This is a genomic window from Caulobacter sp. GW822-FHT07D08, from assembly GCF_058798735.1.
The window spans coordinates 1-20,988 of the sequence record NZ_JBXAKU010000023.1 but is presented as its reverse complement, the minus strand read 5'-3'; the positions used below and the strand labels follow the sequence as shown (position 1 = coordinate 20,988).

Here is a 20,988-nt window from a genome sequence, read left to right as displayed (position 1 = left end):
TACCGGCTTTAGGCCAGCGTGGATTCCAGGACGCCCTTCATCCACTTCGGATGCTCGAGAACCTTGCCGCAGCCCAGGGCCACGCACGACAGCGGATCGTCGGCCACCGTCACCGGCAGGCCGGTGTGGTCGCGGATCTCGGCGTCCAGGCCGCGCAGCAGCGCGCCGCCGCCGGTCAGCATGATGCCCTTGTCGGCGATGTCCGAGGCCAGCTCCGGCGGGGTGGCTTCCAGGGCCACCTTCACGGCCTCGACGATCTGTCCGACCGGTTCGGCCAGGGCGTCGGCGGCCTGCTTTTCGCTGATGCGGACCTCGCGCGGCACGCCCTGCATCAGGTCGCGGCCCTTGACGTCGATCGACAGCCCCTCGCCGTCGGCCGGCGCGCGGGCGGTGCCGATTTCCTTCTTGATGCGCTCGGCGGTCGTCTCGCCGATCAGCAGGTTATGGTGGCGACGCATGTAGCTGATGATCGCCTCGTCCATCTTGTCGCCGCCGACGCGGACGCTGCGCGAATAGACGATGCCCGACAGCGACAGCACGGCCACCTCGGTGGTGCCGCCGCCGATGTCGACCACCATCGAGCCGGTCGGCTCGTGGATCGGCAGGCCGGCGCCGATCGCGGCGGCCATCGGCTCGTCGATCAGGCCGACGCGACGCGCGGAGGCGTTCAGGCAGCTGTCGTTGATGGCGCGGCGTTCGACGGCGGTGGCGCCCGACGGCACGCACACGATCACTTTCGGGTTCACGAAGCCCTTGCGGTTGTGAACCTTGCGGATGAAGTACTTGATCATCTCCTCGGCGACTTCGAAGTCGGCGATGACGCCGTCGCGCATCGGACGGATGGCTTCCATGTGGCCCGGGGTGCGGCCCAACATCTGCTTGGCCTCGATGCCCACGGCGTGGACAATCTTGCGACCGCCGACGTTGCGTAGAGCCACCACCGACGGTTCATTCAGAACGATCCCCTTACCCTTCATGTAGATGAGGGTGTTGGCCGTGCCGAGGTCGATGGCGATGTCGTTCGAGATCACGCCGAAGAGGGAAGAGAACATTGAAAGCCCTGACTGAGGGGTAGGAGGGGCGTTACGGACGGCAGATCGGTGAAGAAGGGGCCTGATCCGTCCTGAAGACGGGGTCGGCTGAGAAAAAAGGCTCCTACTTCAATTCAATGCGAGGACAACATGATTCCCGCATTTGGCGGATTTCGATCCGGTCAACATGCTTCGGTGTTCGGCGGGAGCGCCGCCCCCTGGCCGCGCCGTCGTCCGAACGGCCAAAAGCACGCCGACGCCCGCCCGTGTGCCCTGCGAAAGCGTTGAATTCAAGGTCTATTAGCGGGGTTCTCGAAGGCTTTTGCGGTCAAGCCGACCAAGCACCCCAACATGGCGAAATCTAGCCGAGCGCGGCCATGACGACCCCGAGCGCCGTTATGCCGCAGGCGGCCATCTGGAAGAGGGTCAGACGCTCCTTGAACAGACGACGTCCGGCGATGGCCGCGATGGGCATTTCGACCACCCCGACCGCCCTCACCGGCCCGACCGGCGACAGAGTCATGGCCGTGAACCACAGGCCCGAGGCCGCCGCGCCGCAGAAGCCCGCGCCCAGCGACTGCCGCCAGGCGGCGATCACGGCCCTCAGGGAGTCCGGGTTTCGCCAGGCCAGATAGCTGGTCAGGCCCACGGTCTGGATGGCCTGGACCACCATCACCGTCACCAGGGCCGAGGCCGCGGCGTGGGCGGGATCGAAGGCCAGGCTGGCCTGCCGGAAGCAGTTGGCGCTCAGGGCGAAGATCGCGCCCGAGCCCAGACCGGCCAGCGCCGCGCCCTTGCGCATCACCACCTCGCCGCGCGGCCAGGTCAGGGCGGCCAGACCCACGCTGGCGATCAGCCCGCCGGCCCAGGTCATCGGACCGACGTGATCGCCGAAGAACAGCGCGCCCCAGATCAGGGCGAACGGCAGGCCGCTCTGCTGCATGGTCGTGCCCAGGGCGAAGGTCGAGCGATGCATGGCCGTCAGCAACGCCGCCGTCGCCGCGATCTGCAGGCCGGCGCCGGCGGCGCAAGCCAGCCAGAAGGCTGGTGTCGGGTGGGCGTTGGCGCCAGGCGTCGCCAGCCAGGCGACGGCCGCGAAGACGGTGGCGAACGGCAGGCCGAACAGGAACCGCACCAGAGTCGCCCCCCAGGGACCCGCCCCGCCCATGACCGAGCGCTGGGCGGCGTTGCGCGCCACCTGCAGGGCTGCCGCGCCCACGGTGATGGGAATCCAGATCATCTTCGACCTTTACGACGCCCTTAGGCGGGCGGGTTGAGTTTCGCATCGAGCCCTTATGCGCCTCTGGCGCAAGATAGGCGGGCTCGTCGCCGTCGCGCGGCGCTCGCTGAAGAAGGCTTACCGAACATGTCGCCCCACCCGCCCAGGAAAACGCCTCTTAGGCAGGCCGCCCAGTTCCTGCTGGGCGTGCCCACCGAGGGGATCAATCCCGCCCTGGACCGCATGCTGGACCTCGCCGAGGCCACGCCGCTGTGCTTCGTGGCCGTCGCCGGCCCGGGCGCGGGCGAAGCGATGTGCCAGCTGTGGCGTCGCGGCTATCAGCGCGTCGAGGCCGCCCGCCGGGCCACGTGCGGCGCGGCCGACGAGCGCAGCGACGTGCTGCTGGTCCTGGACTGCCAGACGCTGCAGGACACGCGCGCGATCGTCGCCGCGACCTATGCCATGCTGCGTCCTGGCGGGACGCTGGTCGTGGACGCGGGCGCGCTGCTGGACGAGGCGCCCCGCAGGGCGCTCGCCGACAGTCTGCGAGAACTGGGCCTGGAGGTTCAGCCCCAGGCGCACCTGGGGGCCGAGATCCTGGCGACGCGGCCGTTCAGCAAGCGGCAGGCGGCCTGAACCATCCTGTCATCCCGGGCGAAGACCCGGGACCGCCCCGAACTCAGAGCTTCCCGCGGTCCCGGCTCGGCGCGCTTCGCGCTTGGCCGGGATGACAGTTTTAAAAGCCGCTGGCGATCGCCGCTTCGGGCCGGCTCTTCTCCTTGCGGGCGAAGAGATTGTTCAGGGCGTTGACGTACGCCTTGGCCGAAGCGGTCAGGGTGTCGGTGTCGGCGGCCGCGCCGGTGGCGATGCGGCCATCCTCCTCAAGACGCACCGAGACCTGGGCCTGGGCGTCCGTGCCTTCGGTCACCGCGTGCACCTGGAACAGGCGCAGGGCCGCGCTGTGCGGCACGATCTTGTGGATCGCGTTGAACACCGCGTCGACGGGACCGTCGCCGGTGGCCTCGGCCGTGCTCGAGACGCCATCGACGTCCAGGGTCAGCTCGGCCGACTGGCCGTCGGTGCCGGCCACCACGCGCAGGTGCGAGACGCGGATCTTCTCCGAGCCGCGGGCCAGGGCGTCATCGACCAGGGCGATGATGTCGTCGTCGTAGACGTGCTTCTTGCGGTCGGCCAGGTCCTTGAAGCGGCCGAAGGCCTCCTTCAGCGCGTTCTCGCCCAGCTCGTAGCCCAGGTCCTTCAGCTTGGCGCGGAAGGCGTGGCTGCCCGAGTGCTTGCCCATGACCAGGCTCGAGGGGGCCTGGCCCACCGACTCCGGCGTCATGATCTCGTAGGTCTCGCGGTTCTTGAGCATGCCGTCCTGGTGGATGCCGCTCTCGTGCGCGAAGGCGTTCTTGCCGACGATGGCCTTGTTGTACTGCACCGGGAAGCCGGTGATGGCCGAGACGTAGCGGCTGGCGCGGGTGATGTGGGTGGTGTCGATGCCGGTCTGGAAGGGCAGACGGTCGCCGCGCACCTTCAGGGCCATGACGATCTCTTCCAGCGCGGCGTTGCCGGCGCGCTCGCCCAGGCCGTTCACGGCGCACTCAACCTGGCGCGCCCCGCCCTGCACGCCGGCCAGGCTGTTGGCCACGGCCAGGCCCAGGTCGTTGTGGCAGTGGGTCGAGAAGATCACCTTGTCGGCGCCCTCGACATTATTGACCATCCAGCTGAACAGGTCGGCATATTCGGACGGATAGGTGTAGCCGACGGTGTCGGGCAGGTTGATCGTCGTGGCGCCGGCCTTGATGGCGGTCTCGGTGGCGCGGCGCAGGAACTCGCGGTCGCTGCGGGTGGCGTCCTCGGCCGACCACTCGACGTCGTCGCGCAGGTTGCGGGCGTGGGCCACCGAGCGGGCGATCACGTCGATGACGGCGTCCGGCTCCATCTGCAGCTTGTGCTTCATGTGCAGGTCGGACGTGGCGATGACCACGTGGATGCGGCCGCGCTGCGTGGGCTTCAGGGCTTCGGCGCAACGGTCGATGTCGACCTGGTGGGCGCGGCACAGGCCGGCGATGGTCGAGTTCTTGACGATCTTGGCCACTTCGCGGACGGCCTCGAAGTCGCCGTTCGAGGCGATCGGGAAGCCGGCCTCGATGATGTCGACCCCCATCTCCTCGAGGATCTTGGCCAGCTCCAGCTTCTCTTCCAGCGACATCGACGCGCCGGGCGACTGCTCGCCGTCGCGCATGGTGGTGTCGAAAATGACGACGTTGTCGCGCTTGTCGAAAGCGGCGGGCGATACGCCCGAGATGGGGGAAGTCATGGGAATACTCGTCGAATGGGGTGTCTGCGTGCGGGCTGCGGGAACTATCCCCTGTGCGCCCGGCCGCGACGAAGCGCGGCCCCTAGAGCGCCCAGGGGCTGATAAGCCGAAGCGAAAGCAGTGCGCGCGCGACGTTCATGGCGGACTTTCTACACATCGCCCGGGAATCGAGCAAGCAATTTGCGCCAGCCGCGCGATCCGTCGCAGCTGGCGCAAGTTTATTCCAGGTCCAGATTAATTTGGGCGCGTAACGATCGGGAAGTCGGTCGGGAAAGCGTCAAACCATCCCGTCATCCGCCCCATCGCGGCGCGATCGCCCTCGAGCTTGACCTGCCCGGTCAGGATCTTCGGAACCAGCGACTTGCCGGTGAACAGCGAGTCCAGGAACACCGGCCGCGCCACGGTCAGAGTGGCGTCAGCCTTCTCGCCCTCCCCATTTTCGCTTTTGGGGGACGGCTGGGCGACCAGCACGCCGTTGCGCACCTCGACCAGGAACCGCTCGTTCCGATCAGGGAAGACAAAGATGATCCGCAGGTGCGCGTCCTTGGCCTTGTCGGGGTTCAGGCGCACCGACAGCACGTCGAAGATCATCGCGCTGTCCAACGCCGCCAGCATGTCCAGCGGGGCCATCGAGGGCGGCAGCTTGCGCACCCCGCCCCGCAGCTCGTCGGCGCCGGTGAGGTAGATGTTACGCCACAGGCTGTTCTCGGTCTGGTAGCCCATCTGGTCGTAGGCCGAGGCCAGCAGGGTCTTGGCCTCCTTGTCGCCGTCGTCGGCCATCACCGCGTGGTTTAGCAAGGTGGCGGCCCAGGCATAGTCGCCGTTCCCCGCCGCCTCCTTGGCCATCGCCTTGACCTTGGCCGCCCCGCCCATGGCGGTGACATAGCGCTTGCCCGCGTCGGCCGGCGGCGCGGGCTCCAGGTGGGCCGGGTTGGCGTCGTACCAGCCCATGTAGCGCTGATAGACCGCCCGGCTGTTGAAGCTCATCGAGCCGTAGTAGCCGCGATTGAACCAGTCCTTGGCCAGGGCCGGCGGCAGCTGGATCCTGGCGGCGATCTCGTCCCCGGTCAGGCCCAGGTTCATCATCCGCACCGTCTGGTCGTGCAGATATTTGTAGGCGTCGCGGTGATCGGCCAGGAAATCCCTGACCACCGTCCCGCCGAAGCGCGGCCAGCCGTGGCTGGTGATCATGGTGTCGGAGACATCGCCGAACAGGCGGATGGACTCGGTCAGGCCGTCGGCCCAGGCCTTGCTGTCGCGGACCAGCGCGCCGCGCGGCGTAAGGATATTGTGCATGGTGACATTGGCGTTCTCGGCCATGTCCAGGATGCGCAGGTCCGGGAAATAGAGGTTCATCTCGGCCGGCGCCTCGGTGCCGGGCGTGTACTGGAAGCGGATCTTCACACCGTCGAGCGTCAGCTCCTGGCCCGTATGGTCGATGCTGATGGTCGGCGGGATCAGGGTGATCGAGCCCTTGGCGATGGTCTGGCCGATGCCGGAGGTGATCTGCCCCTCGACGCCCGGCGGCAGCATGATGCCGAACTGGTATTGGGCCCGGCGGCCCATGGCGTTGCCGGCCAGGATGTTCTCGGCGGCGACCTCCTGCATGAAGCCGATCGGCGCGACGACCGCCACCTTGCCGGCCTTCACGTCGGCCTCGTCCACGACCCCGCGCACCCCGCCGAAGTGGTCGCTGTGGCTGTGGGTGTAGATCACCGCCTTGACCGGCAGGACGCCCAGCTTGTCGTTAACCAGCTCCAGGGCGGCCTGGGCCGTCTCCTTCATGGTCAGCGGGTCGATGACGATCCAGCCGCTGTCGCCGCGCACGAAGGTGATGTTGGAGATGTCGAAGCCGCGCACCTGGTAGACGCGATCGGAGACCTTGAAGAGCCCGTGCTTGGACAGCAGTTGCGCCTGCCGCCAGAGGCTGGGGTTCACGGTGGCCGGCGGCTCGCCCTTCAGGAAATCATAGGCGGCCAGGTTCCAGGCGACCTGGCCGTCGGCGCGCTTGATCAGGGGATCGGTTCGCGTGCCCAGGAAGCCCTGGTCGGCGAAGGCGAAGTCCTGATTGTCGGCCATCGGCAAGGTCGCGGCGAAGGCCTTCTGCCTGTCGACCGTAGTCGGGCTAGCTGGATCCCCCGCCCTGGCCGCGCCCGCGACCATCGCCAGAACCGCGACACCGGCCGCCAGAATCTCCCTACGCATCCCGCCCTCCATGTTTTGAAACTTTATAGTTTCATTCTACATAGCATCCATGAGCGGAGTCGCGAAAGTCCCCCCGGCCAAGGCCCCTGTCCCCAGAGGTCGCCCAGGTCAGCCCAAGCCCCGGGTCGACAAGGCCGCGCGCGGTCTCGCGGTGCTGGAGGCCGCCGTCGAGGTGTTCTCCGAAAAGGGCCTGCAGGTCGCCACCATGCAGGACGTCGCCGACCGCATGGGCGTGGCCAAGATCCTGATCTACCGGCTCTATCCCTCGCGCCAGAGCCTGATCGACGCGCTGTTCGGCGAGATGCTGGTCCGGATCAAGGCCGACGCCGGCCGGCCCTGGGGCGGCTACGGTTCCAGCATCGCGCGGCTGGTCGAGATGTCGCGCGCCAATCCGAAGCTGGCCTTGCTGCTGCTCCGAGACGCCCGAGGCGCGCCAGAGGCCGCTGCCTGGCGCGCGGCGCTGGAAGCCCTGCTGACCAAGCTGATCGAACCGTTCGTCGCGCCGCCGGAAGACGCCTCGGACGCCCAGCGCGCGACCTGCAGACACGCGGCCCGCACCTTCATGCCGTTCGTGATCGAAGCCTGGGCGGCCGGGGTCGAGGAAACCGACGGCATGGACGACGCTACGCGCACCCGCTGGTTCGGCGAGATCGTCCGGGCGTGGCGCGAAGCGACCTACGCGGCGGCGGGGCTTACGACTCCGCCTCTTCCGCCGCCTCACGCTTCTTGAGCCAGGCGCGGCTGACCAGGCCCATGGCCAGCCAGATGACGACGGCCAGGGCGATCATGACGATATGTTGCTTGCCGCCGCCCCTCATGGCCTGAACGATCGAATTGCCGGCGAAGGCGGTCAGGGCGATCTTCGGCACGATGCCGATAGCGGTGCCGGCGGCGAAGTCGCGTAGCTTCATCGGCGTCACGCCCGCGGCCATGTTGACGATGATGAACGGCGCCGAGGGCACCAGGCGCACGATCAGGCTGGCCGTGAAGCCGTTCTTGCCGATCATCCGCATGAACTTGTTGACGCCCTCGCCCGCGAAGTCGCGCAGGATCCGCGCGCCGTAGGCCCGGCCCAGCCAGAAGCCGACCAGGGACGAGACCAGAGTGCCGATCCAGCTATAGGCGAAACCGGTCCAGGGCCCGAAGGCGACCACCGCCGCGGCGATCAGCACGAACTGCGGCACGCCCAGGAAGGCCATGACCGCGAAAGCCGCCACGGCCATCGGCAGGGCCCAAGGCCCGCTGGCCGCGCCCAGCCAGTGCTCGACCGCCGTCTCGCCATTGACGCCCAGCATCTGCGCGCCGAACAGGAAAACGACGCCGACCCCGCCGAACAGCACGAACGAGACCGCCACCGTGCGCCAGGCGCGGGCGTCCATATTGGTCAAGAAGTCGATGATGCGGCGGATCACGGCCCCTCCTCGCGCAGGCGCCGCCCAGGGTCAAGCGGCGCTGCGGCAAACGACAGCGGACACCTGCTGGAGAAAGAGGCGCTTTTCCGGCGGGCGCCGCGAAACGCGATCCGGGGACACATGATTCGCCCGTTACGACATTTCGGTTGCACGGGCTTCACATGACAGCGTTACTTATCCACAGGCCGCAAGGACGGAAAACCTTGGCCCTGTAAGGAGTTTTATCGTGAAGACCCTGGCTGTGATCTCGCGCAAGGGCGGCGCCGGCAAGACGACCTTGGCGGTGAACCTGGCCATTACCGCCCATCTGGCGGGACTGAAGATCATGCTGGCCGACATCGACCCGCAGCGGTCGGCGTCGGACTCCCTGCGCGCCCGCACCGGCGACGGCCCGCTGCTGGCCGAGATCAACGCCGGCAAGCTGTTCTCGACCCAGACCCAGGCGCAGCACGGCGACTTCGACGCCCTGGTCATCGACACCCCTGCCTCCCCGGAAGCCGACGTGTTGCAGGCGATCAACAGCGCCGACCTGTGCGTGCTGGTCTGCCGCCCGACCTTCCTGGATATCGCCTCGGTGGCGCGCTCGGCCGAGTCGGTCCGTCGCCTGGGCAAGAAGGGCGTCATCGTTCTCAGCCAGGCCCCCTCGCGCCGCAACGGCGTCGAGCCGCCGGCCGTGATCAAGGCCGCCGAGGCCCTGCGCTTCACCGGTATGCCGCTGGCCCCGATCGGCCTGCGCGCCCGCGCCGTCTTTCAGCAGTCGGTCGCCCACGGCCGCTCGGTCTGCGAATGGGAGCCCGGCTCGGCCGCCGCCGAGGAGATCAACCGGTTGTGGGATCTGATCGCTCCCCTGTTGCTGGGCGACCACGTCAAGACCCTCGCCGCGAACCAGGCCTGACGCGCGCTTTCACAGCCTTCACCAGAATGTCGCCTAACCGCGTTGCGCCGCGGCGAACGGGCGCGTAAAGACCCCCGCAATCCTGAAACGGTCCCGTTTGGCGGACCAGTAAGCACAGGGGAGTCCTGCATCATGTCGCTCGAGTCCGCCGCCCTGCGGCGCATCGCACCGTCGGCCACCATCGCCATCAGCGCCAAGGCGCGCGCGCTGAAAGCCGCCGGTCGTGACGTGATCGCCCTTTCCGCGGGTGAACCCGACTTCGACACGCCGGACAATATCAAGAACGCCGCGATCGAGGCGATCAAGGCCGGCAAGACCAAATACACCGACCCTGACGGCATGCCCGAGCTGAAGGCCGCCATCTGCGCGAAGTTCAAGCGCGAGAACGGTCTGGACTACAAGCCGAGCCAGGTCCACGTCGCCCCGGGCGGCAAGCCGGTGATCTACAACGCCCTGGTCGCCACCTTGAACCCGGGCGACGAAGTCATCATCCCCGCGCCCTACTGGGTGTCTTACCCCGACATGGTCCTCCTGGCTGGCGGCACGCCGGTGCCGGTCGAGACCACCGCCGAGAGCGGCTTCAAGCTCACGCCGCAAGCCCTGGAAGCGGCGATCACGCCGAAGACCAAGTGGCTGATCATCAACAGCCCGTCGAACCCCTCGGGCGGCGCCTATGCCCGCGCCGAGCTGCAGGCGATCGCGGACGTCCTGCTGCGCCACCCGCAGGTCTGGGTGCTGACCGACGACATGTACGAGCACCTGGTGTTCGACGATTTCGAGTTCACCACCATCGCCCAGGTCGAGCCCCGGCTCTATGACCGCACCCTGACGATGAACGGCGTCTCGAAGGGCTATTCGATGACCGGCTGGCGCATCGGCTACGCCGCGGGTCCCGAAGCGCTGATCAAGGCCATGGGCAAGATGATCAGCCAGACGACCTCCAACCCCTGCTCGATCTCGCAGTGGGCGGCGCTGGAAGCGCTGAACGGCACGCAGGACTTCATCAAGCCGAACGCCAAGCTGTTCCAGGAGCGCCGCGACCTGGTGGTGTCGATGCTGAACCAGGCCACTGGCCTGCAGTGCCCGACCCCGGAAGGCGCCTTCTACGTCTATCCGTCGTGCGCCGGCCTGATCGGCAAGACCGCGCCGTCGGGCAAGGTCATCGCGACCGATGAGGACTTCGCCGGCGAGTTGCTGGAAGCCGAGGGCGTGGCGGTCGTGCACGGCGCGGCCTTCGGCCTGTCGCCGTTCTTCCGCATCAGCTACGCCACCAGCACCGACGTGCTGGAAGACGCCTGCGCGCGCATCCAGCGCTTCTGCGCCAGCGTGAAGTAAACAACGCCAAGGCGTTGAAACGATGAAGGGGACCGGTTCGCGCCGGTCCCCTTCTTCATCTTAGCCATCGATCCAGTCGGTCAGGCCTTCGCGGGCGTGAACTTCCCGCAGCGCCGGGCGCTGGCGTATGGTGTCGAGATAGCGCTTCAGGTTCGGCCATTCAGTCGCCGGCTTGGGCATGTTGCGGGTCCAGCGGCACAGGATCGTCGCCAGCACGTCCACGGTCGTGAAGTGGTCTCCGACCAGATAATCGCGGTCGGCCAGACGGGCGTCCAGCCGCGCCAGACCCGCCTCGATCCGTTCACGGGCGGCCGCCTGGACGGCCGCCTGCGCCTCGCCACCGGCGGGCTCATGCGGATAGAACCAGGCCCGGAAGTGCGGCTGGAAGCTGTTAGCCAACCACAGGGTCCAGCTCAGATACTCGGCCCGAGCGGCAGATCCTGGCGGCGGGGCGAAGCCAGCCTCCGGGTGACGCTCGGCCAGCAGGGTCGCGATGCCGGCCATCTGGGTGATCGGCGCGCCATCGACGATCAGGGTCGGCACGACGCCGTCAGGATTGAGCGCCAGATATTCCGGCGTCTTGTGCTCGGCCTTGTCGAAATCGAGCAGCTTGGCCTCGAACGGAACGCCCAACTCCAGCAGCAGCCAGTGTATGGCCGTGCCGGCCGTGCTGGGTGAACCATAGAACGTGTACATCGAACCCTCTCCGCTGATGCGGCGGATAGGCGGATGCTTCCGGGGTCCGGTCAAGCAAAAGACCTCCGCCCCTTTCAGGGCGAAGGCCTTGGAGTTCACCGAGTGTCTAGTCCTTGGGCTTTTCGCGCCACTTGGACTTGGCGTCGTCCTTGGTCACGCTCAGGTGGAGCTTGTCGTCATTGATATATTCAACCCAGTCCAGCGGGATCATGTGGTGCTTGAAGCCGGCGCCCAGATCCAGCTTGGCCAGCTCGATCTCCCCGCCGACGATGTGATCGACGCGACCGACATGGCCGCCGTCCGAGCCCACGACTTCCTGGTGCTCCTTGATTTGCGAGAGGTCGATCATGTGTCGTCTCCAAGATTGAGCGAGACCGTCACGGGTCCCTCGCGACATCAAACGGCCATGCCCGTGGTTAAGTTTCAGCTTGCCATGCACGCATGGATTGTTCTTGATACGTTCTGAAGAATTCGAGGGACGACGTATGAGCCTCCGCGCCCTTCTCGCCTGCGCCCTGTTCCTGGTCGCCGGCCCAGGCTTGTCTTCCGCTTGGGCGGATCCCGCGATCAACAAGCGGGTCGACGCCATTTTCGCCGACGATGCGGTGACCCTGACCGAGGCGGGCAAGACCGTGCTGGTCTACCGAACCAAGCCGCTCCATCCCGCCGCCGAGCCGGGCCGCTCGAACTATGTCGGCGTGCTCTACGCGCCGGACGGAACGGCCTTGACCGAGGACAGGCCCGGCGACCACCCGCACCAGCGCGGTATCTGGTGGGCCTGGATGAAGGTCCAGACCGACGGCAAGACCGTCGCCGACGGCTGGTACATGAAGGGCCTCAGCTACTTCGTCCGCTCCAAGACGTTCCTGGGCGACGCCGAGGGCGGCGGGACCCTGACGGTCGAGGTCGACTGGATGGTCAATTCCGGACCGGAGCTGGCCTATGTCGCCCGTGAGACCACCAAGGTCACCGTGCGTCCCCTGAAGAGCGGCGCGCGACGGGTGGAATTCGACACCACGATCACCTCGCGCGTCGCCGCCCTGGGCCTGGGCGGCAGCGAGGACGACCGCGGCTTCGGCGGATTCTCGATCCGGCTGGTCGATCCCGAGCACCTGACCTTCGCCTCTGGGGGCAAGACGATCACCCCGAACGGCGCGGCGATCACCGCCGGCGGCAACATGGGCTTCGCCTGGACCGGGGACGCCGCGCCCGCCTGGGCGGTGGGCCTGGCCTGCAAGGCCAATGGTCAGGCGGTCACGCGCTGGACGCTGTATAGCGACCGCTCGATGCAGAACTGCGTCTTCCCCGGCCGCGCGCCGCTGGTCCTCAAGAAGGATGAGGCGTTGCATCTGCAGGAAACCTTGGTCATTCGTCCCATCCCCAAGAAGAAGTCCCCGTAAGCCCGCAAGAAAGCCTGGAGAAATGGCCGACATCGTCAATCTGAACCAGGCCCGCAAGGCCAAGGCCAAGGCCGATGATAAGGCCCGGGCGTCCGAGAACCGCGCCAAGTTCGGCCGCACCAAGGGCGAGAAGACCCTGGACGCGGCGCGCGCCGACAAGCTCAAGCGCGACCTCGACGGCGCCAAGCGCGAGGATTGAGGCCAATGGACGTCATATGGCTGGTTTGAAGAAACGCTCGGTGAACCTGGCCGGCCACGCGACCTCGCTGGCTCTGGAGCCGGAGTTCTGGGCGGTGCTGGAGCGCGCGGCGACCGAGGAGGCGGTGAGCCTGGCCGGTCTGGTCCAGAGGATCGACCTGGAGCGCGGGGAGCGGCCGCTGGCCTCGGCCTGTCGGGTGTTCGCGCTGGCGCGGGCGACTGAGACTAGCGCGACAGGCTAGCGTGCGCTTCGGGCCTCACCGCTGGACGACGCTGTGTCGGGATCGGCGTTGGCTGCGGGTTCGGCGCTTGGCGCAGTGTTCTCGACAGCACCGGCAGGCTCTGGCGCCAGTCGGCCCGATCACCGGCCATCACGCCCAGCGTCCACGCGCCCCAGACCGCCGCGCCGAGCACGGCCACGACCAGCAAGGCCGCCCAGAGGCCGCCGCCCTCGCGCCGACCATGATGACCGCCGTTATGAGCAAGCGTCTTGGCCATCGATCAGCCTGGCGCCTTGGGCGCTTCCGGAAGCTTCGGCGCATCCGGCAACTTCGGCGCCGAGGCCGAGATGTTCACGTCGACCTTCTTGTTCTGCGTGAAGCCGCCGGACATCATGAAGAAAGCGATCACCGCGACGATCACGACCAGTCCGCCCACGATGAACGCCAAGCCAGTGTTGCCGCCGCCGCCGCTGGTTTCTTCGGCCATGAGAGTCTCCGTGCCTGTTCGGCTTTGTTCGTGATGGCGGATCAACGGTACGCGAGCTCCGAAGTTCCTTTCCCGACACTTTCACCGCCGCGCGGCGGCGCTGTTGGGGCTTAAGCTGCGCGCGGTTTGTGCTACATATGTTCCATGTATCCCGATGATGACTCGCTCGAAGCCGCTGGCGGCTTTCCGGGCGACCTGCCCTCTCCGCGCATCTCCGACCTGGCCCGGCCGCAGCCGCCGGCCCATGGCCATGCCACGCCCAACTATCTGGACGGCCTGAACCCCGAGCAGCGCGAGGCGGTCGAGACCACCGAAGGCCCGCTGCTGGTCCTGGCCGGGGCCGGCACCGGCAAGACCCGCGTGCTGACCACCCGGCTGGCCCATATCCTGGCGACGGGCCGCGCCCGCCCTTGGGAAATGCTGGCCGTCACCTTCACCAACAAGGCCGCGCGCGAGATGCGCGAGCGGATCACCCACATCATCGGTCCGGAAGCCGAGGGTCTGCGCTGGCTGGGCACCTTCCACTCGGTGGCCGCCCAGATCCTGCGCCGCCACGCCGAGCTGGTGGGGCTGAAGTCGAACTACACGATCATCGACACCGACGATAACGAGCGGCTGCTCAAGCAGTTGATCGAGGCCGAGAACATCGACGCCAAGCGGTGGACGCCGCGGATCCTGTCGCAGATCATCGACGGCTGGAAGAACCGCGGCTGGACGCCCGACCGCGTGCCGACCAGCGAGGCCGGCGAGTTCGCTAACGGCAAGGGCATCAGCCTATATCGTCAGTACCAGGACCGTCTTCGCATCCTGAACGCCTGCGACTTCGGCGACCTTTTGCTGCACAATATCAGCCTGTTCACCGGCCATCCCGACGTGCTGGACGAGTTCCAGCGCCGCTTCAAATACGTGATGGTCGACGAGTACCAGGACACCAACGTCGCCCAGTACCTGTGGCTGCGCCTGCTGGCCCAGGGCCGCCAGAACGTCTGCTGCGTCGGCGACGACGACCAGTCGATCTATGGCTGGCGCGGGGCCGAGGTCGACAACATCCTGCGGTTCGAGCGCGACTTCGCCGGCGCCAAGGTCGTGCGGCTGGAGCGCAACTACCGCTCGACCGAGCACATCCTGGCGGCCGCCTCCGGCCTGATCACCGCCAACAAGGGCCGCCTGGGCAAGACCCTGTGGACCGAGGCGACCGGCGGCGAGAAGGTCCGGGTCAGCGGCGTGTGGGACGGCGAGGCCGAGAGCCGGATGATCGCCGACGAGATCGAACGCGCCAAGAAGGCCGGCCGCAAGTACAACCAGATGGCCATCCTGGTGCGGGCCAGCTTCCAGATGCGCGCCTTCGAAGAGCGCTTCGTGATGTTGCAGATCCCCTACAAGGTGGTCGGCGGTCCGCGCTTCTTCGAACGGGCCGAAATCCGTGACGCCCACGCCTATCTGCGCCTGATCCAGTCGCCCGACGACGACCTGGCCTTCGAGCGCATCGTCAACACGCCCAAGCGCGGCATCGGCGACACCTCGGTGCAGAAGCTGCTGCAGATCGCCCGGCTGAGCGGCGTCTCGACCGTCGAGGCGGCGCGCCAGATCATCGCCAGCGACGAGTTGCCGGCCCGCACGCGCACGGCGCTCAGCAACTTCATCCGGGACCTCGACCGCTGGCGCTCGCTGATCGGCTCGGTCCACCACCAGCGCCTGCTGGAGACGGTGCTGGAGGAGAGCGGCTATACCGACGCCCTGCGCCTCGACAAGGGCCCGACCAGCCAGACGCGGCTGGAGAACCTGAAGGAACTGGTCCAGTCGATGGGCGCCTTCGACACGCTGGAGGCCTATCTGGAGCACGTGTCGCTGGTCATGGACCTGGACCGCGAAGCCACCGGCGACGCCGTCTGGATCATGACCCTGCACTCGGCCAAGGGTCTGGAATTCCCGCTGGTCTTCCTGCCCGGCTGGGAGGAAGGCGTTTTCCCCAGCCAGCGCAGCATGGACGACAAGGGCGAAAAGGGTCTCGAGGAAGAGCGCCGCCTGGCCTATGTCGGCATCACCCGCGCCCGCGAGCAGGCCCTGATCAGCTTCGTGGCCAACCGTCAGGTCTATGGCCGCTGGACATCGCAACTGCCCAGCCGCTTCGTCGACGAACTGCCGATCGCCCATGTCGATGCGGGCTCCGAGACCGGCTACTACGGTGGCGGCCCTGGGATGCAGTCGACGGCCGCCTCGCGCTGGGACGATCCCGGCACCTCCGCCTTCCAGGCCGGCAGCAGCTATGACAGCCCCGGCTGGAAGCGCGCTCAGGAACGCACGGCGGGTTTTGGCGAGCGCAACCCCGCCTGGCGCGGCCCCCAGGGCGTCCGCGCCGGCTCGTCCGCCCGCTCGGCCCCGATCGAGGGCGAAGGCCGCCTGGTCGCCGTCTCGGCTCCGACCGGCAGCGCCTATGCGCACGGCGACCGGGTGTTCCACGTCAAGTTCGGCTACGGCCAGGTCACCAGCATCGAAGGCAACAAGCTGACCGTGGCCTTCGACAAGGCAGGCGAGAAGAAGGTCATCGACAGCTTCGTCGAGAAGGCCTGATCAACAATGGATGCTCCCCCGCGGCGCGTGAGGAGCATCTTTCCCCGCGCCCCTATGTCGCGGGGGTTGAACACGACAAGCGGATAACCATATGCTAGTCAGGAAGCAGCCAAACGCTTCAGCCCAAGACGGCTGAGCAACCCAGGCGCTCCATCGCCTCCCGCCGTCACCGACGGCTCCGGGCGGATATCTCCACCCCTTATGATCTATCGGGTCCGGCGACACGCCCGGCCCTTGTCTGGAACTTTATGAAAACCAACTTTACCCGTAAGGCCGCCGCCAAGAGCGCGCCCCACATGCCTTCGACCTTCCGCACCGCGACGCCCGCACGCTCCACCCAGCCCGATTGGGTCTGGCCGGGCCTCACCCGCGCTCAACTGCGCGACATCGTCATCGACCAGATCGGCTAAGTCAGCCGTCTCTCCGCAAGCCACGTCTCCCACGCCCCGACCGCGACCAGGATCAGGGTTGTCGCCACCGACAACGTCAACGGGCTGACGTGGCTCGCGATCGGAATCAGCGCCGCCAGCAGGACCAGGCCGACGATCCGCGTCCTCGACCACTGTCTGAACACCGCCAGCTTGAAGACCAGGGCTCCGAACAGGAACAGCGCCGGTCCGCCGATCACGGCGGCGGCGGTCTTGAAATCGGTATGGCCCAGCGGATGGTGCAGCACCCACTCGTCGCCGACCGCCGCCACGATGACCCCGGCCACCGGTAGAATGTGGCTGTAGGTATAGGCCACTCGCGCGATCCGGCCGGGATTGTCGGAATGGGCGATGGCCTCGCTGGCCGCCTCGGCCGTGAACGAGAAATAGATCCACCACATGGCGATGCTGCAGACCAGGGCGCTGGCGAAGGCGGCGATCACCTCGAAGGTCCACGGCAGTCCGACCACGGTCGCCCCGGTGACGATCACCGACTCGCCCAGGGCGATGATCGTGAACAGGGCGCAGCGCTCGGCCAGGTGACCGCCCTCGACCACCCAGTCGGTCGAGGACGAGCGCCCCAGGCCCGGCGTCCAGAAACCCATGGCCGGCGAGGCGTATTCGATCGCCATGGCCACGGCCCAGATCAACAGCCGCGCCTCGCCCTGCTGGAACGCGCCGCCGATCCAGAAGACCGCCGACAGGGACAGCCAGGACAGGATGCGGATGAAGTTCAGCCGGTGGGCGGGCTCGCGCCAGACGCCAACCAGGAAGAACAGGCTCCGCCCCACCTGGATGAACACATAGGCGCAGGCGAAGACCAGGCCGCGCTTTCCGAAGGCGTCCGGGATGGCGGCCGACAGCACCAGGCCCGCCGCCATCAGCACGAACAGCATCACCCGCACCGGCGTCCGCTCGGGGTCCATCCAGTTGGTCACCCAAGCCGTGAAGACCCACGCCCACCAGACCGCCAGCAGCAACAGGCCCGCGTGCAACAGGCCAAGGCCGGTCGGGTGTCCGATCACGGCGTGGGACAGCTGGGTGACCGCGAACACGAAGACGAGATCGAAGAACAGCTCCACATAGGTGACGCGGGCGTGTTCGCGCCCGTGGCGTTCGCGTAGCAGCGGCTTCTGGCTCATGACGTCCCTCTTCACGCCCAACCTAGAGTCCGGCCGCTGAGTCTCGCGAGCGGGATTTCGAACCAAAAGCCTTCGTCGCGCGCTATGCCGATATGGCCCCGTGGCTCGAACACATCCTTGGCCGTCTGAAGGCCTTCGCCCTCACCCGCCCTGTCGCCCTTGGCGCGCCGGCCTGCGCCGTGCTCGGCGCCCTGGCGGGCCTGGCCATGCAGACCGGCGACCAGCATCTCGGCTACACGCCCGAGATGGAACCCGCCCAGTATGCGCGACAGGACTACGCCGAGCCGATCTCCTGGCCGGCGGGCAAGATCCCGGACTACGTGGTCGGAACGGACTTCCTGCGGTCGACGCAGCCGCCGCCGCCGATCCAGTACGCTGACTACGAACCGCCGCCGGCGCCCGAGCTTCCGCCCTATGTCCCCGCCCAGCACGGTCCGGCGACGCCCCCACCGCCAGCCGATGCGCCGAATTGGGCGTCAGAACGCGGCGACATCCTCGACATCTCCCTGCCCGAGGATCGCAAGCCCCAAACCGTATCGGCCTCCACGCCCCCGATGATGGTCGACGCCGCCGCGACGGGCATGACGACGCGCTGAAGGCTCGCTTTTTGACGCCTTTGCCGCTAACGGAGCGGCATGACCGACTATACGCCCCAGCAGATCGTCGCCCGCGGCGCGCGCGCCGAAGCCGAGACCGCCGCCGACGCCATCGACAACCATCCGGGCCTGGAAGGCGCGACCTACTCGATCCTCGAAGAGGACGAGGACAAGGGCATTTGGCGCATCGACGCGTTCCCGACCACCGATGAGGAAGACGCCAGCCTGATGGCCCTGCTGGGCGAATACGACCTGAAGGTCGTGCGCGACACCCTGGCCGACGCCGACTGGCTGGCCATGGCGCTGTCGGGCCTGCCGCCCGTGCGCGCCGGCCGCTTCTTCGTCTATGGCATGCACGACCGCGGCCGCCTGCCAGCCAGCACCGTCAACCTGCGGATCGAGGCTGGCGCGGCGTTCGGCACGGGCCACCACGGCACCACCGTCGGCTGCCTGCAGGCCTATGACCGCCTGATCAAGGCCCGCAAGTTCAACAAGGTGCTGGACGTCGGGGCCGGCACCGGCCTGCTGGCTATCGCCGCCGCCCGCACCGGCAGCAAGCTGGCCGTCGGCACCGACATCGACAAGCCGTCCGTGCGGATCTCCAAGGAGAACGCCAAGGTCAACAAGGCCAACGCCCGGTTCGTGCACGCCTCGGGCCTGTCAAACCCGCTGGTGGCCAACAACGCGCCCTATGACCTGGTGTTCGCCAACATCCTGGCCCGCCCGCTGATCAGCCTGGCCCAGGACATCAAGCGCGCCCTGGTTCCCGGCGGCACGGTCATCCTGTCGGGCCTGCTGCGCACCCAGGAGCGGATGGTCAAGGCCGCCTACCTCTCGCGCGGCTTCAAGGTCGTGAGCCGCATCCACCGCGACGCCTGGGCGACTCTGGTTCTGCAGCGGCCGTAGGACTTCCCTGTTCGCATGGGGAGGCTTAAATCCTCCCCATGCGCCAGACCTTCGACGAATCCACCGACCCGTCCTTCGGGCCCAAGCATGTTCCGCTGATCCGCGCCGCCATGGCCGCGCAGGGCCTGGACGGCTTCCTCGTGCCGCACGAGGACGAGCACCAGAACGAATATCTGCCAGCCGCCAATGACCGACTGGCCTGGGCCAGCGGCTTCACCGGCTCGGCCGGCGCGGGCGTGATCCTCAAGGACCGCGCCGCCGTCTTCGTCGACGGTCGCTATACGCTGCAGGTCCGCCAGCAAGTCGACCAGGGCGTGTTCGAGATTCGCGACCTCGTCGAGGGCGGGGTGCCGGCCTATCTGGAGACCACCGACAAGGGCGCAGTGATCGGCTACGATCCCCGCCTGCACAGCCCCTCGGCCCTGGAAGGCCTTAAGGTCGCCGCGAGCCGGGCCGGCGCGATCCTCAAGCCCGTCGCCGCCAATCCGATCGACCAGGCCTGGGGCGAGGCCCGTCCCGCCCAGCCGATGGCGCCGGTCGTACCGCAATACGTCGAATATGCTGGTGAGGAGTCGAACTCCAAGCGCGCGCGCGTCGGCGCGTCGATCGCCGCCTTTGGCGCCGATGCGGCGGTGATCACCGCCCCGGCCTCGATCGCCTGGCTGTTCAATGTGCGCGGCGGCGACGTCATCCGCTCGCCTCTGCCGCTGGCTCAAGCCATCCTCAACGCCGACGGCACCGCGCGCCTGTTCCTGGAACCGGCCAAGGCCACGACCGACCTGCCCGCCTGGCTCGGCAACCAGGTCTCGCTGGAGACGCCGGACAAGCTGGAGGAGGCACTGGGCGACCTGTCGGGCAAGGCCGTGCTCGTCGATCCCGGCCAGTCCTCGGCCTGGTACTTCGACATGCTGGCCGCCGCCGGTTCCAAGATCGTCCGGGCCATGGATCCCTGCGCCCTCCCGCGCGCCTGCAAGAACGGCGTCGAGCTGGACGGCACGCGGGAGGCCCACAAGCGCGACGGCGCGGCCCTGACCCGCTTCCTCCACTGGCTGGCCACCGAGGGCCAGATCAGCCCGCCGGACGAGAAGGAAGCCGTCGCCAAGCTAGAAGGCTTCCGCGAGGCCACGGGCCGGTTGAAGGACCTGTCCTTCGACACCATCGGCGCGGCCAACGGTCACGGCGCCCTGCCCCACTACCACCCGACCGAACGCTCCAACGAGCGCGCCGCGATGGGTTCGCTGCTGCTGGTCGACAGTGGCGGGCAGTATCTGGACGGCACCACCGACGTCACCCGCACGGTGGCGATCGGCGAGCCCTCCGCCGAGATGATCAATCGCAACACCCTGGTGCTGAAGGGCCACCTGGCCATCGCGCGCCTGCGCTTCCCGCCCGGCACCACCGGCTCGGCCATCGACGCCTTCGCCCGCGCCGCGCTGTGGGCCCACGGCCTGGACTACGACCACGGCACCGGCCACGGCGTCGGCGTCTATCTGGGCGTTCACGAGGGCCCGCAGCGGATCGCCAAGGCCCCCAACCTCATCGCCCTGCAGCCTGGCATGATCGTCTCGAACGAGCCCGGCTACTACAAGGACGGCGAATACGGCATCCGGATCGAGAACCTGGAGGTCGTCATGCCGGCCGAGGACGTGCCCGGCGGCGATCGCCCGATGCACCGCTTCGAGGCCCTGACCCTGGCGCCGATCGACCGCCGCCTGATCGACAAGAGCCTGCTGAGCGCCGAGGAAGTGGCTCAGTTCGACGCCTACCACGCCCGCGTGCTGCGCGAGATCGGGCCTCGGGTCGAGCCGGAGATCCGCGCCTGGATGGAAGAGGCCTGCGCGCCGCTCTAGGCCACAGACCCATAAACGGGATTCCCAAAAAGTGGCGGGGCTGATTCAAACCTTCTGAGACGGGAGGTTTGAA

At 67.7% G+C, this 20,988-nt stretch carries 23 protein-coding genes; 12 read left to right on the top strand and 11 right to left on the bottom strand.

The window, feature by feature from the left end; genetic code table 11:
• Positions 1–8: 8 nt before the first annotated feature.
• Positions 9–1,052, bottom strand: coding sequence for a rod shape-determining protein (locus AC1RJ9_RS25450; RefSeq protein ID WP_004623009.1), 1,044 nt, complete (start codon positions 1,050–1,052; stop codon positions 9–11).
• Between the two features lie 340 nt (positions 1,053–1,392).
• Entirely contained in the window at positions 1,393–2,271 is an 879-nt protein-coding gene (locus AC1RJ9_RS25445; protein ID WP_492841139.1) for a DMT family transporter, read from the bottom strand.
• 126 nt (positions 2,272–2,397) lie between these two features.
• Between AC1RJ9_RS25445 and AC1RJ9_RS25440 the strand changes: the two genes are divergently transcribed.
• Entirely contained in the window at positions 2,398–2,886 is a 489-nt protein-coding gene (locus AC1RJ9_RS25440; protein ID WP_492841141.1) for a hypothetical protein, read from the top strand.
• A gap of 100 nt (positions 2,887–2,986) precedes the next feature.
• Here the strand turns inward: AC1RJ9_RS25440 and AC1RJ9_RS25435 are convergent, their stop codons facing one another.
• From AC1RJ9_RS25435 to AC1RJ9_RS25425, 3 genes are all read right to left on the bottom strand, one after another.
• Complete coding sequence (locus AC1RJ9_RS25435) at positions 2,987–4,573, bottom strand: 2-isopropylmalate synthase (RefSeq protein WP_492841143.1); 1,587 nt, start codon at positions 4,571–4,573, stop codon at positions 2,987–2,989.
• A gap of 82 nt (positions 4,574–4,655) precedes the next feature.
• A complete protein-coding gene (locus AC1RJ9_RS25430; protein ID WP_199170726.1) occupies positions 4,656–4,712 on the bottom strand; it encodes a hypothetical protein in 57 nt (18 codons plus the stop codon).
• A 95-nt stretch (positions 4,713–4,807) separates the two neighbouring features.
• Positions 4,808–6,778 (bottom strand): alkyl/aryl-sulfatase, encoded by a 1,971-nt coding sequence (locus AC1RJ9_RS25425; protein WP_492841145.1) that lies wholly within the window; start codon positions 6,776–6,778, stop codon positions 4,808–4,810.
• Between the two features lie 49 nt (positions 6,779–6,827).
• Here AC1RJ9_RS25425 and AC1RJ9_RS25420 point away from each other — a divergent pair, with 49 nt between their 5' ends.
• Positions 6,828–7,508 (top strand): TetR/AcrR family transcriptional regulator, encoded by a 681-nt coding sequence (locus AC1RJ9_RS25420; protein WP_492841147.1) that lies wholly within the window; start codon positions 6,828–6,830, stop codon positions 7,506–7,508.
• Here the strand turns inward: AC1RJ9_RS25420 and AC1RJ9_RS25415 are convergent.
• Positions 7,471–8,190, bottom strand: coding sequence for a TVP38/TMEM64 family protein (locus tag AC1RJ9_RS25415; RefSeq protein WP_492841149.1), 720 nt, complete (start codon positions 8,188–8,190; stop codon positions 7,471–7,473). The genes AC1RJ9_RS25420 and AC1RJ9_RS25415 overlap by 38 nt on opposite strands.
• Positions 8,191–8,416: 226 nt before the next feature.
• Here AC1RJ9_RS25415 and AC1RJ9_RS25410 point away from each other — a divergent pair, with 226 nt between their 5' ends.
• Both AC1RJ9_RS25410 and AC1RJ9_RS25405 read left to right on the top strand, forming a co-directional pair.
• Positions 8,417–9,085, top strand: coding sequence for an AAA family ATPase (locus AC1RJ9_RS25410; protein ID WP_492841150.1), 669 nt, complete (start codon positions 8,417–8,419; stop codon positions 9,083–9,085).
• A 132-nt stretch (positions 9,086–9,217) separates the two neighbouring features.
• The gene (locus AC1RJ9_RS25405) at positions 9,218–10,420 is read left to right on the top strand and encodes a pyridoxal phosphate-dependent aminotransferase (protein ID WP_492841151.1); all 1,203 of its coding nucleotides are present in this window, start codon (positions 9,218–9,220) and stop codon (positions 10,418–10,420) included.
• A 60-nt stretch (positions 10,421–10,480) separates the two neighbouring features.
• On the opposite strand, the gene AC1RJ9_RS25400 is transcribed toward AC1RJ9_RS25405, so the two are convergent.
• Positions 10,481–11,116 carry a glutathione S-transferase family protein gene (locus AC1RJ9_RS25400; RefSeq protein WP_492841153.1) on the bottom strand — a complete coding sequence of 212 codons (636 nt, stop codon included), beginning with the start codon at positions 11,114–11,116 and terminating at the stop codon, positions 10,481–10,483.
• Positions 11,117–11,222: 106 nt separating this feature from the next.
• On the bottom strand, positions 11,223–11,465 hold the full coding sequence (locus AC1RJ9_RS25395; protein ID WP_492841155.1) for a DUF2171 domain-containing protein: 243 nt from the start codon (positions 11,463–11,465) through the stop codon (positions 11,223–11,225).
• 136 nt (positions 11,466–11,601) lie between these two features.
• Between AC1RJ9_RS25395 and AC1RJ9_RS25390 the strand changes: the two genes are divergently transcribed.
• Genes AC1RJ9_RS25390 through AC1RJ9_RS25380 form a run of 3 tightly spaced genes read left to right on the top strand, consistent with a single transcriptional unit; the run spans position 11,602 to position 12,956 of the window.
• Positions 11,602–12,516 carry a DUF6807 family protein gene (locus tag AC1RJ9_RS25390; protein WP_492841157.1) on the top strand — a complete coding sequence of 305 codons (915 nt, stop codon included), beginning with the start codon at positions 11,602–11,604 and terminating at the stop codon, positions 12,514–12,516.
• Between the two features lie 22 nt (positions 12,517–12,538).
• Complete coding sequence (locus AC1RJ9_RS25385) at positions 12,539–12,715, top strand: DUF4169 family protein (protein WP_492841159.1); 177 nt, start codon at positions 12,539–12,541, stop codon at positions 12,713–12,715.
• A gap of 16 nt (positions 12,716–12,731) precedes the next feature.
• Positions 12,732–12,956 (top strand): ribbon-helix-helix domain-containing protein, encoded by a 225-nt coding sequence (locus tag AC1RJ9_RS25380; RefSeq protein ID WP_492841161.1) that lies wholly within the window; start codon positions 12,732–12,734, stop codon positions 12,954–12,956.
• Here AC1RJ9_RS25380 and AC1RJ9_RS25375 read toward each other — a convergent pair.
• Both AC1RJ9_RS25375 and AC1RJ9_RS25370 read right to left on the bottom strand, forming a co-directional pair.
• Complete coding sequence (locus tag AC1RJ9_RS25375; protein ID WP_492841163.1) at positions 12,940–13,212, bottom strand: hypothetical protein; 273 nt, start codon at positions 13,210–13,212, stop codon at positions 12,940–12,942. The two genes, AC1RJ9_RS25380 and AC1RJ9_RS25375, sit on opposite strands and share 17 nt — an antisense overlap.
• Before the next feature lie 3 nt (positions 13,213–13,215).
• Positions 13,216–13,422, bottom strand: coding sequence for a hypothetical protein (locus AC1RJ9_RS25370; RefSeq protein WP_492841165.1), 207 nt, complete (start codon positions 13,420–13,422; stop codon positions 13,216–13,218).
• A 144-nt stretch (positions 13,423–13,566) separates the two neighbouring features.
• On the opposite strand from AC1RJ9_RS25370, the gene AC1RJ9_RS25365 reads away from it, so the two are divergent.
• Both AC1RJ9_RS25365 and AC1RJ9_RS25360 read left to right on the top strand, forming a co-directional pair.
• Positions 13,567–15,993 carry a DUF3553 domain-containing protein gene (locus AC1RJ9_RS25365; RefSeq protein WP_492841167.1) on the top strand — a complete coding sequence of 809 codons (2,427 nt, stop codon included), beginning with the start codon at positions 13,567–13,569 and terminating at the stop codon, positions 15,991–15,993.
• A gap of 248 nt (positions 15,994–16,241) precedes the next feature.
• Positions 16,242–16,403: a hypothetical protein gene (locus AC1RJ9_RS25360; RefSeq protein ID WP_492841169.1), complete on the top strand. Its 162-nt coding sequence runs from the start codon at positions 16,242–16,244 to the stop codon at positions 16,401–16,403.
• On the opposite strand, the gene AC1RJ9_RS25355 is transcribed toward AC1RJ9_RS25360, so the two are convergent.
• Positions 16,400–17,563 (bottom strand): low temperature requirement protein A, encoded by a 1,164-nt coding sequence (locus AC1RJ9_RS25355; RefSeq protein WP_492841171.1) that lies wholly within the window; start codon positions 17,561–17,563, stop codon positions 16,400–16,402. The two genes, AC1RJ9_RS25360 and AC1RJ9_RS25355, sit on opposite strands and share 4 nt — an antisense overlap.
• A 92-nt stretch (positions 17,564–17,655) precedes the next feature.
• On the opposite strand from AC1RJ9_RS25355, the gene AC1RJ9_RS25350 reads away from it, so the two are divergent.
• Genes AC1RJ9_RS25350 through AC1RJ9_RS25340 form a run of 3 tightly spaced genes read left to right on the top strand, consistent with a single transcriptional unit; the run spans position 17,656 to position 20,915 of the window.
• The gene (locus AC1RJ9_RS25350) at positions 17,656–18,159 is read left to right on the top strand and encodes a hypothetical protein (protein ID WP_492841173.1); all 504 of its coding nucleotides are present in this window, start codon (positions 17,656–17,658) and stop codon (positions 18,157–18,159) included.
• A gap of 39 nt (positions 18,160–18,198) precedes the next feature.
• The gene (locus tag AC1RJ9_RS25345; protein ID WP_492841175.1) at positions 18,199–19,065 is read left to right on the top strand and encodes a 50S ribosomal protein L11 methyltransferase; all 867 of its coding nucleotides are present in this window, start codon (positions 18,199–18,201) and stop codon (positions 19,063–19,065) included.
• Between the two features lie 38 nt (positions 19,066–19,103).
• Positions 19,104–20,915: an aminopeptidase P family protein gene (locus AC1RJ9_RS25340; RefSeq protein ID WP_492841177.1), complete on the top strand. Its 1,812-nt coding sequence runs from the start codon at positions 19,104–19,106 to the stop codon at positions 20,913–20,915.
• Positions 20,916–20,988: the final 73 nt, after the last annotated feature.

Excerpts from the sequence above, each read along its gene's own strand:
- AC1RJ9_RS25450 (WP_004623009.1), bottom strand. The coding sequence starts at position 1,052 with ATGTTCTCTTCCCTCTTCGGCGTGATCTCGAACGACATCGCCATCGAC.
- AC1RJ9_RS25445 (WP_492841139.1), bottom strand. The coding sequence starts at position 2,271 with ATGATCTGGATTCCCATCACCGTGGGCGCGGCAGCCCTGCAGGTGGCG.
- AC1RJ9_RS25440 (WP_492841141.1), top strand. The coding sequence starts at position 2,398 with ATGTCGCCCCACCCGCCCAGGAAAACGCCTCTTAGGCAGGCCGCCCAG.
- AC1RJ9_RS25435 (WP_492841143.1), bottom strand. The coding sequence starts at position 4,573 with ATGACTTCCCCCATCTCGGGCGTATCGCCCGCCGCTTTCGACAAGCGC.
- AC1RJ9_RS25425 (WP_492841145.1), bottom strand. The coding sequence starts at position 6,778 with ATGCGTAGGGAGATTCTGGCGGCCGGTGTCGCGGTTCTGGCGATGGTC.
- AC1RJ9_RS25420 (WP_492841147.1), top strand. The coding sequence starts at position 6,828 with ATGAGCGGAGTCGCGAAAGTCCCCCCGGCCAAGGCCCCTGTCCCCAGA.
- AC1RJ9_RS25405 (WP_492841151.1), top strand. The coding sequence starts at position 9,218 with ATGTCGCTCGAGTCCGCCGCCCTGCGGCGCATCGCACCGTCGGCCACC.
- AC1RJ9_RS25400 (WP_492841153.1), bottom strand. The coding sequence starts at position 11,116 with ATGTACACGTTCTATGGTTCACCCAGCACGGCCGGCACGGCCATACAC.
- AC1RJ9_RS25395 (WP_492841155.1), bottom strand. The coding sequence starts at position 11,465 with ATGATCGACCTCTCGCAAATCAAGGAGCACCAGGAAGTCGTGGGCTCG.
- AC1RJ9_RS25390 (WP_492841157.1), top strand. The coding sequence starts at position 11,602 with ATGAGCCTCCGCGCCCTTCTCGCCTGCGCCCTGTTCCTGGTCGCCGGC.
- AC1RJ9_RS25385 (WP_492841159.1), top strand. The coding sequence starts at position 12,539 with ATGGCCGACATCGTCAATCTGAACCAGGCCCGCAAGGCCAAGGCCAAG.
- AC1RJ9_RS25380 (WP_492841161.1), top strand. The coding sequence starts at position 12,732 with ATGGCTGGTTTGAAGAAACGCTCGGTGAACCTGGCCGGCCACGCGACC.
- AC1RJ9_RS25375 (WP_492841163.1), bottom strand. The coding sequence starts at position 13,212 with ATGGCCAAGACGCTTGCTCATAACGGCGGTCATCATGGTCGGCGCGAG.
- AC1RJ9_RS25370 (WP_492841165.1), bottom strand. The coding sequence starts at position 13,422 with ATGGCCGAAGAAACCAGCGGCGGCGGCGGCAACACTGGCTTGGCGTTC.
- AC1RJ9_RS25365 (WP_492841167.1), top strand. The coding sequence starts at position 13,567 with ATGTATCCCGATGATGACTCGCTCGAAGCCGCTGGCGGCTTTCCGGGC.
- AC1RJ9_RS25360 (WP_492841169.1), top strand. The coding sequence starts at position 16,242 with ATGAAAACCAACTTTACCCGTAAGGCCGCCGCCAAGAGCGCGCCCCAC.
- AC1RJ9_RS25355 (WP_492841171.1), bottom strand. The coding sequence starts at position 17,563 with ATGAGCCAGAAGCCGCTGCTACGCGAACGCCACGGGCGCGAACACGCC.
- AC1RJ9_RS25350 (WP_492841173.1), top strand. The coding sequence starts at position 17,656 with ATGGCCCCGTGGCTCGAACACATCCTTGGCCGTCTGAAGGCCTTCGCC.
- AC1RJ9_RS25345 (WP_492841175.1), top strand. The coding sequence starts at position 18,199 with ATGACCGACTATACGCCCCAGCAGATCGTCGCCCGCGGCGCGCGCGCC.
- AC1RJ9_RS25340 (WP_492841177.1), top strand. The coding sequence starts at position 19,104 with ATGCGCCAGACCTTCGACGAATCCACCGACCCGTCCTTCGGGCCCAAG.